Origin of the sequence: Mesorhizobium huakuii, assembly GCF_014189455.1 — a bacterium.
GTDB classification, from domain to species: domain Bacteria; phylum Pseudomonadota; class Alphaproteobacteria; order Rhizobiales; family Rhizobiaceae; genus Mesorhizobium; species Mesorhizobium huakuii_A.
In genome coordinates this window covers 88,170-103,144 of record NZ_CP050299.1, presented here as the reverse complement: position 1 = coordinate 103,144, position 14,975 = coordinate 88,170, and the positions used below count along the sequence as shown (strand labels likewise).

The 14,975-nt window shown below is 59.6% G+C and carries 12 protein-coding genes and 6 pseudogenes; 7 read left to right on the top strand and 11 right to left on the bottom strand.

Annotated features, from left to right (window positions below; all coding sequences use genetic code 11):
- Positions 1-2: 2 nt before the first annotated feature.
- The 4 genes from HB778_RS38295 to tnpA form a co-directional block, all read right to left on the bottom strand.
- The gene (locus HB778_RS38295) at positions 3-2,093 is read right to left on the bottom strand and encodes a recombinase family protein (protein ID WP_183465756.1); all 2,091 of its coding nucleotides are present in this window, start codon (positions 2,091-2,093) and stop codon (positions 3-5) included.
- On the bottom strand, positions 2,071-2,259 hold the full coding sequence (locus tag HB778_RS38290; protein WP_183465755.1) for a hypothetical protein: 189 nt from the start codon (positions 2,257-2,259) through the stop codon (positions 2,071-2,073). Before HB778_RS38290 ends, HB778_RS38295 begins: the two co-directional genes overlap by 23 nt.
- A gap of 167 nt (positions 2,260-2,426) precedes the next feature.
- Positions 2,427-2,735: an IS66 family insertion sequence element accessory protein TnpB gene (gene tnpB, locus HB778_RS43725; protein WP_183465754.1), complete on the bottom strand. Its 309-nt coding sequence runs from the start codon at positions 2,733-2,735 to the stop codon at positions 2,427-2,429.
- Complete coding sequence (gene tnpA, locus HB778_RS38280) at positions 2,716-3,165, bottom strand: IS66-like element accessory protein TnpA (RefSeq protein WP_183455045.1); 450 nt, start codon at positions 3,163-3,165, stop codon at positions 2,716-2,718. Before tnpA ends, tnpB begins: the two co-directional genes overlap by 20 nt.
- A 572-nt stretch (positions 3,166-3,737) precedes the next feature.
- Here tnpA and HB778_RS43720 point away from each other — a divergent pair.
- Positions 3,738-4,115 carry a DUF309 domain-containing protein gene (locus HB778_RS43720; protein ID WP_432421299.1) on the top strand — a complete coding sequence of 126 codons (378 nt, stop codon included), beginning with the start codon at positions 3,738-3,740 and terminating at the stop codon, positions 4,113-4,115.
- Positions 4,116-4,277: 162 nt separating this feature from the next.
- Here HB778_RS43720 and HB778_RS38270 read toward each other — a convergent pair whose 3' ends face one another.
- Positions 4,278-4,703, bottom strand: coding sequence for a hypothetical protein (locus HB778_RS38270; protein ID WP_183465753.1), 426 nt, complete (start codon positions 4,701-4,703; stop codon positions 4,278-4,280).
- Positions 4,704-5,070: 367 nt separating this feature from the next.
- Between HB778_RS38270 and HB778_RS38265 the strand changes: the two genes are divergently transcribed.
- Positions 5,071-6,429 (top strand): dicarboxylate/amino acid:cation symporter, encoded by a 1,359-nt coding sequence (locus HB778_RS38265; RefSeq protein WP_183455305.1) that lies wholly within the window; start codon positions 5,071-5,073, stop codon positions 6,427-6,429.
- Between the two features lie 225 nt (positions 6,430-6,654).
- On the opposite strand, the pseudogene HB778_RS38260 reads toward HB778_RS38265, so the two are convergent.
- Positions 6,655-7,360 (bottom strand): annotated as a pseudogene (locus HB778_RS38260) (IS6 family transposase).
- A 498-nt stretch (positions 7,361-7,858) separates the two neighbouring features.
- Between HB778_RS38260 and HB778_RS38255 the strand changes: the two are divergent.
- A complete protein-coding gene (locus HB778_RS38255) occupies positions 7,859-9,082 on the top strand; it encodes an IS110 family transposase (RefSeq protein ID WP_183465752.1) in 1,224 nt (407 codons plus the stop codon).
- A 273-nt stretch (positions 9,083-9,355) separates the two neighbouring features.
- Here the strand turns inward: HB778_RS38255 and HB778_RS38250 are convergent.
- From HB778_RS38250 to cysQ, 3 genes and pseudogenes are all read right to left on the bottom strand, one after another.
- Positions 9,356-9,859 (bottom strand): annotated as a pseudogene (locus HB778_RS38250) (IS6 family transposase); the annotation flags it as partial.
- Between the two features lie 397 nt (positions 9,860-10,256).
- On the bottom strand, positions 10,257-11,141 hold the full coding sequence (locus HB778_RS38245) for an aldose 1-epimerase family protein (protein WP_183465751.1): 885 nt from the start codon (positions 11,139-11,141) through the stop codon (positions 10,257-10,259).
- Between the two features lie 288 nt (positions 11,142-11,429).
- On the bottom strand, positions 11,430-12,086 hold the full coding sequence (gene cysQ, locus HB778_RS38240; RefSeq protein WP_348524815.1) for a 3'(2'),5'-bisphosphate nucleotidase CysQ: 657 nt from the start codon (positions 12,084-12,086) through the stop codon (positions 11,430-11,432).
- A gap of 85 nt (positions 12,087-12,171) precedes the next feature.
- On the opposite strand from cysQ, the pseudogene HB778_RS43715 reads away from it, so the two are divergent.
- Positions 12,172-12,859 (top strand): annotated as a pseudogene (locus HB778_RS43715) (IS6 family transposase).
- Positions 12,860-12,916: 57 nt separating this feature from the next.
- Here HB778_RS43715 and HB778_RS38230 read toward each other — a convergent pair.
- A pseudogene (locus HB778_RS38230) lies at positions 12,917-13,898 on the bottom strand (fumarate reductase/succinate dehydrogenase flavoprotein subunit); the annotation flags it as partial.
- 35 nt (positions 13,899-13,933) lie between these two features.
- Between HB778_RS38230 and HB778_RS38225 the strand changes: the two are divergent.
- Positions 13,934-14,401: pseudogene (locus tag HB778_RS38225) on the top strand (IS6 family transposase); the annotation flags it as partial.
- A 32-nt stretch (positions 14,402-14,433) separates the two neighbouring features.
- Here HB778_RS38225 and HB778_RS42370 read toward each other — a convergent pair.
- Positions 14,434-14,604 (bottom strand): hypothetical protein, encoded by a 171-nt coding sequence (locus HB778_RS42370; RefSeq protein WP_183455496.1) that lies wholly within the window; start codon positions 14,602-14,604, stop codon positions 14,434-14,436.
- Between HB778_RS42370 and HB778_RS42365 the strand changes: the two are divergent.
- A pseudogene (locus HB778_RS42365) lies at positions 14,546-14,677 on the top strand (transposase); the annotation flags it as partial. The gene HB778_RS42370 and the pseudogene HB778_RS42365 sit on opposite strands and share 59 nt — an antisense overlap.
- A gap of 122 nt (positions 14,678-14,799) precedes the next feature.
- Positions 14,800-14,952, top strand: coding sequence for a hypothetical protein (locus HB778_RS42360; RefSeq protein WP_244662219.1), 153 nt, complete (start codon positions 14,800-14,802; stop codon positions 14,950-14,952).
- Positions 14,953-14,975: the final 23 nt, after the last annotated feature.

Here is a 14,975-nt window from a genome sequence, read left to right as displayed (position 1 = left end):
TGTTAGAGTCCGGGCAATCGGACAACCTTATCATATTGATAATATTCATAAATCTGTGGCCGTCGCCCAACCACACCCTGCACCCCTATCAGAACAGCCTCTGAGGTTAGTGCTTCAATCGGAACCATCCACTGTGAGCCCGGCAAGATTTGCGTTGCGGGCAAGATGCCCTTCTTTACAAGGCTTTTCGCCGATCCGATGCAGATACCGAGCCTTTCGGCAGCTTTCATCAGGCTAATCACGGGACTGCCCGCTTTTGTGGGATCATATTCTGGAATGCCCAACCGCTCGCGCATGTCACGAACACGCACCGCCGTCCAACCCTCACCATCACCGGTCTTGCAAAGCATCCGATTGAGGGACACTGCGAGCTCCCGATCTGGCCAATGTCCGCCCAGCTTTCGTAGTGCCTCTACGGCGGGCGGGGCCATATCGCTCGGATATCGGCCAGTCTTGACACGCGCCACGCGTACCTCAGTATGGCGGCCACCGGTCCAATGGATCAGCAGCACAGCCTCGTTGGTCGTATCGTCGAGATCGCAGATGATCTCCTGGACCAGAATATGGATGAGCCGCTGCTTTGTCCGCGTATCGGTTGACGGTGCATTCCAGGCTGTCGGTAAGTCATGGGCAAGCTGTAGAAGCCGGCCACGATCAATTGCTGGACGTGCTGCGGACAGCGCGGACAATTCTTCGATCTTGCGCTCAAGCACGCTCACACGTTCCAGTGCATCGTTCCAACGGGCTTCCAGTTCGCGTGCGACATGACGTTTGGCCGGATCGACCAGCTCGTATCTGCGTCCGGCCAGTGACGCCTCATAGCGTGCGCCTTCAAGGTCCCGCTCAATTGCCGCTATAACATCTCTTGCGGACCGCTCAACCTGATCCGAGGCGAAGATCGCCGCTTCGACAGCGCGATCCGAAACCGCTTCCAGAATCTGAGTGGCCACGGCACGATCGACCCTCACGCCGCCAATTCCGATGCAAAGCCCGAGACCCACACGAGCGTCGTCGCCGCGGCATTGATAGCGATGCGCGTTGCCCTTTGCGCTGCCGTAGAAGACACGCATCATTCGGCCACAGCGGCCGCATCGCATCAGTCCCGTCAACAGCGCACGACCGCCACGCGCCGATTTGCGATCACAATTCCTCTTCATGTGTGCGTTCTCGGTCAGAAGCTTCTGGTTCTCTTCATACTCCCGCCAGGTGATGTAACCTTGATGATTGTCGCGCAGCAATACACTCCATTCATCCCTGGGCTTGCGCAGCCCGTTGGCCTTGCGAGCGCGACCATCGATGATCAACGTTCGTTGTGCTCGCCTTCCGAAGGCATAGGCGCCCGCGTAGAGTGGATTGTGGAGGATCTGCATGACGCTATGATAAGCTGGCGCCTTCCAGACGAGCTTGCGCACTTCCACGTTGTGCAAGACGACGGGCATCTTGATATCGGCCGACCGCAGCCACAAAAAGACTTGTCGCCCACTTCCCAGTTCCCGGAATTTGTCAAAGACGAGCCTGATCGTCTCCGCCACATGTTCGTCCGGATCGATCTCGATCTTGCCCGCCTCACTCCAGCAGAAGCCCGGAGGCAACATGAACCGGAACTCCCCGCGTCCCGCCTTGGAATCGCGCGCGGCAATGCCGCGCTGACGGATCAAACTCAGTTCGTACTCCGCCATCGTGCCTTTCAGCCCAAGCAGCAGACGATCATTGACAAGCCTTGGATCAAAGGCGCCATCTGGATCGATGACCAGCGTACCAGTGAGCGCGCACAGATCGATCAGATGATGCCAGTCCCGCCCATTGCGCGCCAGACGCGATGCCTCGATGCAATAGACCGCTCCTACGTTACCTGAGCAGACCAGCGCGACAAGCCGCTCAAACCCAGGTCGCTCCACGCTGCCTGAGCCTGAGCGTCCAAGGTCATCATCGATCACAGTTACCGATGCAAACCCGGTCGTTGCGGCGGCACCAGCCAGATCATATTGCCGGCGCTGGCTTTCGAGATTGCCCATCACTTGCGCCATGGTTGACTGGCGGACATAGACAACCGCGGCGCGGCCCAGATGGTCAGACGTGATCTTCGTGTTCATCTACGCCTCCCGTCTTCGCCGTTTTGCTCGCTTCCAAAGCCTCCAACAGAAGATCCGCCAGCGTCTCCACCAGTCCTTTGACGTTCTTGACCACCGGAACCTGACGATTTTGACGCTCCAACTCCAAAACGAGTTGGTCGCGATTTTGATGTCGCCTGTTTCGCATCACCCTTCTCCTTCTTCCTCGAAGGACGAGAGCTTGCGCCTCCTGCCTGAGTCGCGCCGAACGACGCCAACGCGGCCCCCAATTCATTCAGGCCATCAATGCTTATCTCGGGTGGTCCAAGCCTCATTCCGCTGCAATAACTCTCGTCGAACATCCAGTTCGGCAACTCACGGGAGAGGTGATCGGGACGCTCGTCCGTATAGATGCACATCAGGGTCTTGCCGCGCCGATAACGCGAGACCTGCACCTTGCAGCCGAATAGTGGATGCCACGGATAGGCGATCGTCGCAAAACGAAAACCGTATGTAGAATGTCGGTCGTTGGCGACGGCGATTGCAAAAGGCAAAGACCGCAGGCGCAAACGGGTCGAGCTCCATCACCTCCTGAACCAGGACCGCAAGGCTGTTGATGCCGGCGCGGAAGTCGATCGGTTCGCGATGCAGGTAGACTGTCAGGTCAGCGCCCAGTCTGAACATGACCCAGTGCTCCGATGATCGCCGTCAATGCATCCACATCACCGCATTCCAGCGTCAACTTCACGCCGTTCGGCAAAGACGCGCTCACCTTGGCTGGGAGTGGCGACGACTTCGACAGCCGCTCTTCACCACGCGTGGCAGGCCTCTCTACCGAATTGCCCTGCATAGGCAGGCTGTACTCCGCGGCGCTGACTTGAACTGGAATGAACGCCGACGGCGCAGGTGGCGGCAAAGCAACGGCGTCTTTGGTCGTCTTTATCCACTTCCGAAGAAGGTTGGCATTGATCCCATGTTCAAGCGCAAGTCCCGATACCGACACGCCAGGCTCAAGGCAGGCCGCAACGAGCCGCTCTTTTGACGCCGCGTCGTACCGCCGGCGGCCGTTACGCAAAATTCGCCTCACCAGCAGTTTCTGTTCATCGTCCTCAATCACGTGGTGTCCACCTCCAAAGTGGACACTTCATGCCAAAACACGCTCAATGGAAAAAGGTGCAGAGAAATTCGCGCTTTCGCCTGGAATGCGTCTCCGCTGAGTGAGCAAGCGAGGCTTGATCACTCCGGAACGGCCAGCATCCTGCTAGCGAAGCTTCGTCGCTCAGGTCACTTCGGCCGTCTCTAGCCGGCCCGGCGCTGCTCTTACCTGGCGGCCAAATTCCTGCTCGACTCCTATAGGGCGCGATGGAGGTATATCGACCAAACTGCGACTTGATCTCCACGTGCGTGCCGCAAGTTTTTCGTGCTCGCTGACCATGTCACCGCTTCGATCTCGCAGCTTAAGCGCCAGGAGGGGGCGCCGCGGGAGATACGTCCTGTGGAACGGGCGTGCGCAGCTATCCCATCAGATTCCATGTGAATTGCCATCCACGTGGCTTTAATGATTGCTGGGTCTAGGTCACGTTCTCGCTTGCTGCCCGAAAAGAATTTCCCGAGCTACGCATACCTGCCTGGCAAACATCCGCATCCTGTGCGCGACCCGTTGGGTCACAGTACGACAGCGACCCGGTGACCGTCGCCGTTGACGAAGCACTCAGCTCAAACGAGTTTCGATGGGGTATCGACCTTTTCAACGACGGTATTACTGGGAAGCTCACGAGGCTTGGGAGCCCATTTGGCACGCTGCGAAAAAAGCGCTCAGCATCGCCTGCTCTTCAAGGGATTGATTCTGTTAGCGCGGCCGGGGTGAAAATCCGCGAGGCAAAGCGGGTCGCTGCCGCGCGCCATGCGGCAAGGGCTGCAGCGCTTTTTCGCCAGGTGATTGATTTGCCGAACCGGGACTTTGAGGCCGCACTCAGAATGAAACCTGCCGCGCTTGCAGTATATGCCGAAGCGGCCATTACTTCCCCGGCTGTTTTGCGGGAGTCGATGCCTTGGCCAGCCTGAGCCAGTTTTCGATTTCATTCTCGCACCAAAATCCCAGAGCGGCTGATAGGCAAACCCCTTCCGTACCCCTTCAAGCCCTTCCTTATTTCATTGTAGCACTCGCGGCCTGTCATAGGCAGTTCGATAAAGGCAGCTTCAATCCTGACGCAGTCGATCCTGGCGCTAACGCCGGCGCTGGCGTAGCACCCATGGTAGGCGCCGCTTCCATCGTTCACCTCGCGGCAAAGGCACATCGTCCTGCCACCGCTTCTTCCTGCGGGTCTGTCTGTCTCCACCCGGTGCATTCGATGCCTCTGGAACCGGCGCTTCCTCAACCGTTGGCGGCTCGGGAAGCGCCGCGTCGGGCGTGATCACGTGCTTAACGTCGCTTTCTGCTTCACCGATGGCGAGCATCGGCTCAGAACGAACATCTTCACCAGGGAAAATCGGCTGCGGCGTCGCTTCAGCGATCGCATCTTCCGTCTTCGCTTCCGCGACTTCGCTCGAGATGGTGGCCAGGTCGATGCCGCCCCAGATCGACTGTGGCCGCTTCACGAGCCCACGCTTCTGTTTGATCTCGACGACAAAGGGTCGCTTCTGCTGCCTCATAGTGTTCTCGCGGATTTCAGGGAGTTGCGAACGTCGTCTAGGCCGATCGCTACGCCCTTGTCCACCCGCCGCCACGCATTTTCCAACGGTTTCGGAGACGTTTCCGCCGTCCAAGCCACGACTCAAGCGGGTCACCGCCGGCGCCCGGGCCCGCGCTCCCGATCTCTTGACCGGCTCTCAGCAAGATCGACGACGATCACACATCCAACTGCTGGCAAAACCGCAAGCCTGAGGGGCGTCTGGCGAAGGTTTTCATTTGGCACGGCACTTGCGACCGAGATGGCAGCAGCGCTGGACCGGGGCGCCGCGTGGGAGAAGCCTGGGAAGGGAGGAAGCGCCCGCCCCGACCCGGTCAGGGAGAGAGACAGTGTTAGCTCCAGAGATCCGCAGCGCGAACGCAGGCCCTCATAAACCCCATTTTGCGCGGCTTTACGTGCAGGTGCTTGCCGCAATCGCGCTTGGCGTCGCACTTGGCTATTTCTATCCGGAGATCGGCGAAAGCGTGAAGCCGCTCGGAGATGCATTCATCAAGCTCGTCAAGATGGTCATCGCGCCTGTCATCTTCCTGACAATTGCGACCGGCATCGCCGGCATGAACGATCTTCAGAAGTTGGGCCGGGTCGCCGGGAAGGCGATGTTCTATTTCCTAACCTTCTCGACGCTGGCACTGATCGTCGGCCTCATAGTTGCCAATGTCGTTCAACCCGGGGCCGGCCTCAACATCGATCCGGCCTCGCTCGATGCCCAGGCGGTGAGCACCTATGCCGCAAAGGCGCACCAGCAGTCGGTGATCGGCTTCCTGATGAACATCATCCCGTCAACGGTCGTCGGTGCCTTCGCGGAGGGCGACATCCTGCAGGTCCTGTTCTTCTCGGTTCTGTTCGGCATCGCCCTGGCAAAGGGTGGAGAGACGGGGAAGCCTGTGCTTTCTCTGCTCCAGGCGCTCATCGCGCCGGTGTTCAAGCTGGTCGGCATTCTGATGAAGGCCGCACCGATCGGGGCTTTCGGCGCGATGGCCTTCACCATCGGCAAATATGGAATCGGTTCGATGGTCAACCTCGCCATGCTGGTGGCGACGTTCTATCTCACCGCGTTCCTATTCGTGTTCGGGGTGCTCGGCGCGGTCTGCCGTTACAACGGCTTCTCCATCTTTTCTCTCATTCGCTACATCAAGGAAGAGCTGCTGCTTGTTCTGGCAACGTCCTCTTCGGAGGCCGCGCTCCCCTCGCTCATGGAGAAGATTGAGCGGGCTGGCGCCAAACGTTCTGTCGTGGGTCTCGTCATCCCGGCAGGATATTCATTCAATTTGGACGGCACCAATATTTATATGACGCTGGCCGCCCTCTTCATAGCACAAGCGACGAACACGGATCTGTCGATCGTCGATCAGGTGCTCCTGCTGCTCGTTGCGATGCTTTCCTCAAAGGGTTCTGCAGGCGTAACAGGTGCGGGCTTCATCACGCTTGCTGCTACGCTCGCCGTAGTACCCAGTGTCCCCGTCGCTGGCCTCGCTCTTATCCTTGGCGTCGACCGCTTTATGTCGGAGTGCCGAGCGCTGACGAACTTGGTCGGCAACGCGGTGGCAGCGCTCGTCATCGCCCGCTGGGAGGGCGAATTGGACAAAGCGCAGTTGGAAGCCGCCTTCTCCGGTCATCAGCTTGCGGAGACATTAAACCGGCCGATCGATCGTGCGCCCAGCGCGCCTGCTAAGTGGCCGGGCCCGTGACTAGATCTAACGATCGCCTCGCTGGCCTGAAAAAGCGCTTGGCCGCTAAATGCCATCAGGAGCGTTAAAAGCGGTGAGTGCATATTATAAGTGGCCTAAGCAAACCGAATCGTATTCTGATACGCGCTCGCAGTGCTGTCCACGATAATGATGTCGACCACGGGCATGCCGAGGGCGTTGTCACGTTGTTTGAAATGTGGCCGCGTGAGGCCGACACCGCGCTTTTCAGGCAGGCCGTGCACGCACGGCTTCCCACGCGGCCATTGCCTGGCGTCGATGGGCTCGAATTTGTGCTGCGGAGCGGTTGGTCTGGGATGGGACGAAGAGATTTCGGACGGCGGAGAAGATCGACACGAAATGCTGCAATGAGCCGACCGACCGGAAACCCTGTCGCGTTCGTTCCCGTTTTCGGAACGGCAGATGAGAATTCTCCGCCCGGTTGTTCAAGCCTTTATGCGAGCGGTGTTCCACGTTCGGCATGAGCTGGCGTTTGGCCGCCCCGTAGGAGCGCAATTTGTCGGTGATCATACGCTTTGGCGGCAGCCCCTGCTTCTTCAGAAGTCGCGTCAGCAGGCGCCTGGCGGCCTTGCTGTTGCGACGCGTCTGGACGATCTCGTCGAGCACATATCCGTCCTGATCAACCGCTCTCCACAACCAGCACTTCTGACCGTTGATGCGCACCGCGACTTCATCCAGGTGCCAGACATCATCTTTCCGTCGGCGACTAGCGGCGTATGCGGCGCGCATAATCAGGGCCGTGCTTTCGGCACCATCGGCGGATGGTCTCGTAGGAAACGACGATCCCGCGATCGAGCAGCATTTCCTCGACATCGCGCAGGCTCAGATTGAAGCGGAAGTAGAGCCAGACAGCACGGGCCACGATTTCGATCGGATAGCGGTGGTTCTTGTAGGTCGGTGCACTCACGGTCATGGGCGCGCTGCTACCTCAATTTCCTTACCCCTCAATCAATGTGACAGCACCGGGCCTCCTCAAACCCCGAAATAAGCAGAGCATCCTCGGGATGAAGAGGGCGCTTGTTGAGCCTTCTGGATCGAGTTGACTGAGCCGTCTGCGGCGCCGAGCCGGCCGGCATTGCTCCACCACCTCCACCTGAATTGGCGATCTCGCTCAGTTGCCGCTCAAATGCCGCCGCACCTGCGGACGGAGCCGCACGTGAGCTCTCTTGCAGGCCGTTCCTGTTCGATTGTCCGCGCACCCGCTTGGTCGAGGTGAAATCCATCCGTTCTCACTTTCAGCAATATAAGCCAGCTTGAAGCTGGGCTTGGATCTGACATAGGGAAGCTGTCGAGAACCTGACGACAACGTGCCCGCCAGACAGTTTGGTGGTAGGCGCGAATTTCCCCGCACCTTTTGGTGTTGAGTGCTCTGATGCATGAGGTGTCCACCAAAATAGGTGGACACCTTGTGATGGAAGAAGATGATCAGAAACTGCTGGTAAGGCTTGTTGGTCGGAACGGGCGACGCCGATACGACCCTGCATCAAAGGACCGTCTTGTCTCGGCCTGCCTTGAGCCTAGCGTGTCGGTGTCGAGGCTTGCACTCGAACATGGGGTCAATGCGAACCTTCTTCGGAAGTGGATAAAGAAGGGCACGGAGACCCAGTCCCGGGTGGTTATAGCCAATCCGATCCTGGTCCGGGCCATCGCCTGGGCCAAGGTCAAGACCGACAAGATCGACGCGGCAGTGCTGGCGAAGCTTCATGCGAGTGGCTTTCTGCCTGAAGTCTGGATGCCGGACGAGGAAACCGAGACGCGTCGTCGCGTGGTGGCCGAACGAACGCAGCTCGTCTCCCAGATGACCCGTCTCAAAAACCGAATCCATTCCGTTCTGCACGCCAACCTGATCCCGCCCTACAAGGGCACCCTGTTCTCAAAGCGGGGCAGGGCTTGGCTGGAGGCTCAGCCGCTCGCCGAGGATCAGCGCCGTGTCGTCCTTCGCCATGCCGGTGAACTCGATCGCCTTGGTGGTGAGCTTGCACAAGTAGACAAGAGTCTCGCGCAGACGGCCCTCCAGGAGCCTCGGGTCAAGCGACTGATGACGATCACCGGCGTGAACGTCACGGTCGCGCTGAGTATCGTGGCGGCCATTGGCGATGTCGAACGGTTCTCATCACCGGAAAAGCTTGTCAGCTATTTTGGGCTCAACCCGCGGGTCCGGCAGTCCGGCGACAAGCCGGCCTATCACGGCCGCATCACCAAACAAGGCCGAGCCCACGCGCGGTCGATGCTGGTCGAGGCGGCGTGGGTCATTTCCGGCGTGCCTGGCCCGCTGCGGGCCTTCTTCATGCGCATCCGCGACAAGCGAGGTAAGCACGTTGCCGCGGTCGCGACTGCGCGCAAGCTGGCGGTCATCGTCTGGCACATGCTGACCAAGGACGAAAACTACATCTGGAGCCGCTCGGCGCTGCTGGATTGGAAGCTCCGAAAGCTGGAATTGACCGCCGGCTATCCGTCTCATCGCGGCGGCAGGGCAAAGGAATCTGCTGCCGACTACAGCAACAAGTCGGTACGCGAGAGCGAGCGCGAGACGATCGGCAACGCCGAGGAAGTCTACCGTCGCTTCGTCGCTACATGGAAACAGCAATCGCCGAAGGGGCGCTCGGGCGCCGCACATGAGGTGCGACGATCATAGGGTGCGCGACAGGGTTGCAACCTCGACCCTGTTCTTCGCCACCCGGTCACCCGAGCCGCGACAGAATAACAAAAACAGCTTCGCCGATCCATCCCGCAGCCGGCGAACGATAGCGACGTGCTCGCTCCGTCAAGGCCAAGTCGTGCATACTGCTCGCTGGCCTGCCGGCCAGCCCTGACTTTGCTGCGCGCGCCGCGGTCTCGACCGTCTGCCGGGACAGAACGCCCTGAGAGCACACTTCCAGGACATCAGAGCAGAACGGCCCTTGTCAACATCCGTGAGGTATTGGCTCTTGCGGATATGGATCGGTGGTTTGTGTGATCGCTCCCGCAGACGGCTTTCAGTATCGCAGGAAATGATTGCCTCACGATTGGTCTGACTGCCGTCGACGACGATGCGGTTCGGGCGTCCATGGTGTGCAAGCGCCTTGCGCAGGAAGCGTTTGGCCGCCGGAAGATCACGGTGTTCGCTGAAGAAGAATTCGACCGTGTCGCCGACGCTGTCGATGGCGCGGTAAAGGTACATCCAACGGCCGCGAACCTTGATATAGGTCTCGTCCATATGCCACTTGCCGGTGACGGTCCGCTTGCGTTTGTTGAAACGCTCCAGAAGCTGGGGCGAGAAGTGGACGACCCAACGATGCACGGTGGAGTGGTCGACGTTCAGGCCTCGCTCGGCCATCATCTCTTCCAGATCACGCAAGCTCAGATTGTAGGCCAGATACCACCGCACGCACTGAAGGATCACGGATCGATCGAAGTGCCTGCCTTTGAACATTGAGCGCTCCCGAAAATCGAAGAGCTGTCATGCCCCAGTCAAGTTACCGAAAAGTTTGCGACACATCCCGATAGCGTGGCGATCAGGCTGATAAAGTGGTGGTCGCGCCGAAACCGCAATTCGGACAACAGCTGGGGGCAATCTGCGGCCGGACCGTCAGCGTGATAGTGTCGCGTTCTTCGAGCACAGCCTGGTTGTCTGCGGCAACCCCCACATTCGGATAGCGCGAAGCGAGTTTGCCGCGATCTCTTCGTTGGAAGGCGACAACAAGATCGATACCGGATCGCCCTTGATGGGATTTCAGCCGATAACAATGGCGAAGTAAGCGCATGGCTGCCGACGAAGCCAAGTTTGATTGGGTACCCCACGAGCGTTGCTTCTCCGGATGGTCCGGGGATCACCATGGCCCCTGCTCCAGTCTGATCTCGTAATTAAGCGACCGCTTCGCCCCCGGTGCGACCAGCATCAGGCCCGGCTTATCGATGAAGTTGCCATCGAAGTCCACAGGGCTTGCTATGCCATGCCAGGGTTCGAAGCACAGGAACGGGGCGCCGCCCGGCTTTGACCAGATGCCCAGTTCTGAAAATCCCTGCCATGATACTTCGATCGCCGGACCACGCTCGGCCGCGTAGCGCACGCTGGTGCTTGCGGGACGATCCAGGATGACGGCGTCGTCATCGAACAGCCGTTCGGATAGTGCAAGCGTCCTGCCTTCGATGGGCGTCGGCCGCGGTGCTGCGAGCAGGAGGCCATCGCTAAGGCGAGGAACTGGCGCCGGCTCATCATCGGCAAATGTCAGGTGGTAGGCCTCCTTAGGTAACTCCGACAGCAACGGCCAATTGAACGCCGGGTGCGCGCCGATTGAGGCCGGCAACAGCTCGTCGCCTATGTTGGTGACCTCGAAGGTCACCCCGAGTTGCTGGCGTTCCAGCGTGTAAGTCACGGCCAGGCGAAACGCGAAGGGGTAGTGCGCGCGGCTGTCGGCGTCGTCGGTAAGAACCAGCGTGCAGGATCGAGGTCCCCTGTCCGCCCACACAAAAGGCTTGTCGCGCGCGAAGCCGTGCTGCTTCATCGTATAGGTCTGGCCGCGGTGACGCAGTTGATCGCCCTTCAGCCGGCCGACAATCGGAAACAGCAACGGAGAATGGCGCCGCCAGGCCGGACCGGCCTGCCAGAGGAACTCAAATCCTTGCGCATCCTGCAGCGACACCAGTTCGGCGCCCTGGCCGACTATAACAGCCGAGATGCCGTCGCCATGAAGGGTTTGACTGTCTTGTGGCACATATCCTCGCGGGCCGCTGTTGAAGGCCGGTGCTGTGGCAGACTAGCAAAAGCTCTTGGCGACTCAAGGTGTGGCCGGGTTTTGCGAGAACAAATTGTGGCCGGAGGATCTCTCCGGTTACCTCGCTATCGCCGCACAACGGACAGTCGCTGCTCACGCTCCCCAGTGAAATTCAGCAGCAACTGGCAGATGTTGATGAAGTGACGAGCGTCTGTTCCACTCCGACCAATCGGTTGAGTTATTCTCCAGAGTGCGAACTTTGATCAATCGCAGCCGGTGACGTGTCTGCTATGAACAGGAATTGGCGAAATCCGCCTCGTCCTGTTGCCCCAGTTTGCCGTAGCGAAGCGGGCCGCCTTCGAGAAGCGTTGTTCGTCCACCAGCCGCCCGCAGCACGGCATCGCCGGCCGCAGTATCCCATTCCATACTACGACCGAAGCGCGGATAAAGATCAGCCGCTCCGCTCGCCAAAAGGCAGAACTTCAACGAAGAGCCCACAGAGACGATCTCCGCGCCCGGGAACCTGGCGATGAATTCGTCGGTCTCGGGCGTGCGGTGGGGGCGGCTCGCGACGATGGTGAGCCGCTTGGCTGCCCTTCGTACGGATATCTTGCGGCGGGCCGCCGGCTGGAAATCCGGCGCAATTGATACCTCGGTCGCTTCGCCCGGACGGCCGGAGTACAACACACCCTTTGCCGGAGCATAAACTACGCCTAATTCCGGAACGCCTTGGCGGACAAGCGCGATATTCACCGTGAAGTCGCTGTTGCGGTTGATGAATCCCTTGGTGCCGTCGAGCGGATCGATCAGCAGGATCGCATCGCCTTCGAGCACCGGCACCACGCCGGCGGCGATTTCCTCTTCCGCCACACAAGTTACGCCGGCCAGCGCCTCGCGCAGCCCTTCAAGGATCACCCGCTCAGCCGCACGGTCCGCCTCGGTCACCGACGAGGCATCCGCCTGGATGTGTCGCAAACTTTTCGGTAACTTGACTGGGGCATGACAGCTCTTCGATTTTCGGGAGCGCTCAATGTTCAAAGGCAGGCACTTCGATCGATCCGTGATCCTTCAGTGCGTGCGGTGGTATCTGGCCTACAATCTGAGCTTGCGTGATCTGGAAGAGATGATGGCCGAGCGAGGCCTGAACGTCGACCACTCCACCGTGCATCGTTGGGTCGTCCACTTCTCGCCCCAGCTTCTGGAGCGTTTCAACAAACGCAAGCGGACCGTCACCGGCAAGTGGCATATGGACGAGACCTATATCAAGGTTCGCGGCCGTTGGATGTACCTTTACCGCGCCATCGACAGCGTCGGCGACACGGTCGAATTCTTCTTCAGCGAACACCGTGATCTTCCGGCGGCCAAACGCTTCCTGCGCAAGACGCTTGCACACCATGGACGCCCGAACCGCATCGTCGTCGACGGCAGTCAGACCAATCGTGAGGCAATCATTTCCTGCGATACTGAAAGCCGTCTGCGGGAGCGATCACACAAACCACCGATCCATATCCGCAAGAGCCAATACCTCACGGATCGAACAGGATCACCGGCGCATCAAGCGCCGCGTTCGATCCATGCTCGGCTTCAAGTCTATGGAGAATGCCCAGATCACCCTCTCCGGCATCGAGCTGGTCCACATGATGCGAAAGCGACAGGCGAGGTTCGCCTACAATCCGAGTCCGTCAATTGCCGAGCAATTCGAAATGCTCACCGCCTGATCAATGCTCCCAGGCGACGCTCTTCCCGTCCACATCCCGGAATTGCGACAGAGCCCCGCCGCGCGACGGGCGCTCGACCTTGTGCAGGATCTCTTCGATCTCGCCGACCGTGTCGGCATGAAGGTGGTTGAGCTTCAGGAACACTGGCCCCTTGCCGGACTGTAGTTCGTTGTAGAATTCCTGCATCATCTGTCCCGACCAGTAGTCGCTTTCGATGAAGCGATTGCCTTCACTGTTGGCGGTATAGGCTCCGAACGGACCGGCCACGTAAGCGCAAGCCGGGCCGTTATAGTCCTTGATCAGCGGATTGATCTGATAGCATTCGAGACGAGCGCGGCACCCGCATGGTAGGCCATGGCATAGCCGTCCCCGGAATTGGTCGGATTCTCATAGGTTCCGAAGAGATAGCCGGAATGCGGCAATCCGAGCCGGCCCGCCGCGCCCATGCACAGGATCACGGTCTTGGCACGCAGCACGAGGAATTCAGCCGTGCGCGTGTTCACAGCAGTGGCGCCCGCGATCCTGCCGTCGTTGGCGGTCAACAGGCGCGTTGCCATGAAGCGGTTGGAGACCAATATCCTTTCGCGCTTGATCTGCCGGTAGAGCGCCTTCTTGACGGTATCGCCATTCGGCATAGGCAGCACATAGGTTCCCAGATGGTGGACCTTCTTCAGGTCGAAATCGCCATTGGCGTTCTTCTGGAAACGGATGCCGAAACGGTCAAGTTCCTGGATGATGTCATAGCAGCGCGAGGCATATTTGAAGACCGGCGCCTGATCGACGATGCCGTCATTGGCGATGGTGATCTCCTTGGTGTATTGCTCGGGCGTCGCATATCCCGGGACGACGGCGCTGTTCAGCCCGTCCATGCCCATGCAGATAGCTCCCGAACGCTTCACATTGGCCTTTCGAGCAGGACGACATTCAGAGCGGGATTTTTCTGCTTTGCCTTGAGCGCCGCCATCGGTCCGGCTGTGCCGCCGCCGATCACCAGCACATCGCAGGTGACTTCCGACAGCCCTTCGACAAAATTATCCATTCTCGTTCCTCAAGCCTCAGAATCGGCGATTTGGCGATGAAGTCGTGGTGCGCATCAACGGTCAGAAGTGCTGGTTGTGGAGAGCGGTTGATCAGGACGGATATGTGCTCGACGAGATTGTCCAGACGCGTCGCAACACCAAGGGCGCCAGGCGCCTGCTGACGCGACTTCTGAAGAAGCAGGGTCTGCCGCCAAAGCGTATGATCACCGACAAATTGCGCTCCTACGGGGCGGCCAAACGCCAGCTCATGCCGAACGTGGAACACCGCTCGCATAAAGGCTTGAACAACCGGGCGGAGAATTCTCACCTGCCGTTCCGAAAACGGGAACGAACGCGACAGGGTTTCCGGTCGGTCGGCTCATTGCAGCATTTCGTGTCGATCTTCTCCGCCGTCCGAAATCTCTTCGTCCCCTCCCAGACCAACCGCTCGGCAGCACAAATTCGAACCCATCGACGCCAAGCCATGGCCGCGTGGGAAGCCGTGAGTGCACGGCCTGCCTGAAAAGCGCGGTGTCGGCCTCACGCGGCCACATTTCAAACAACGTGACAACGCCCGAGGAACAGATACTCAGCCTGCTCCCAGAATGGGACCAGCGCCCGGTCGTTGATGCCTTGCAGGCAATGCGGCATCGCGCTGATCAATGCCGTGGTGCTGGTCGCGGAGGTCGGCGACTTCACACGCTTCTCAAGCCCACGCCAGCTCATGGCCTATTTCGGCCTGGTCCCTGGTGAGCAATTGAGTGGCGAGACCGTCTGGCGCGGCGGCATCACCAAGACCGGCAACACCCATGCCCGGCGCGCGCTGGTCGAAGGCGCCTGGGCTTACCGGATGAGGGCACGCATCGGCCGGCACAAGGTCGACCGGATCGAGGCGTTGCCAAAAGTCGTTCGCGACATCGGATGGAAAGCGCAGGTTCGGCTGTGCACCCGATACCGTCGGCTGAGTGCGCGCGGCAGAACGCCAACGTCGTCACCGTCGCCATCGCACGCGAGATGGTGGGCTTCATCTGGTCGATCGCCTGCACGGTTCAAGCCGCGCCAAAGGCGGCGTGACCGCTATTTGACAGACAGCCAGC

Bases quoted from the DNA above. Each gene is read 5' to 3' on its own strand.
- HB778_RS38295 (WP_183465756.1), bottom strand. From the start codon at position 2,093: ATGAACACGAAGATCACGTCTGACCATCTGGGCCGCGCCGCGGTTGTC.
- HB778_RS38290 (WP_183465755.1), bottom strand. From the start codon at position 2,259: ATGCGAAACAGGCGACATCAAAATCGCGACCAACTCGTTTTGGAGTTG.
- tnpB (WP_183465754.1), bottom strand. From the start codon at position 2,735: ATGTTCAGACTGGGCGCTGACCTGACAGTCTACCTGCATCGCGAACCG.
- HB778_RS38270 (WP_183465753.1), bottom strand. From the start codon at position 4,703: ATGAGGCAGCAGAAGCGACCCTTTGTCGTCGAGATCAAACAGAAGCGT.
- HB778_RS38255 (WP_183465752.1), top strand. From the start codon at position 7,859: ATGGAAGAAGATGATCAGAAACTGCTGGTAAGGCTTGTTGGTCGGAAC.
- HB778_RS42370 (WP_183455496.1), bottom strand. From the start codon at position 14,604: ATGAGCTGGCGTGGGCTTGAGAAGCGTGTGAAGTCGCCGACCTCCGCG.
- HB778_RS42360 (WP_244662219.1), top strand. From the start codon at position 14,800: ATGGAAAGCGCAGGTTCGGCTGTGCACCCGATACCGTCGGCTGAGTGC.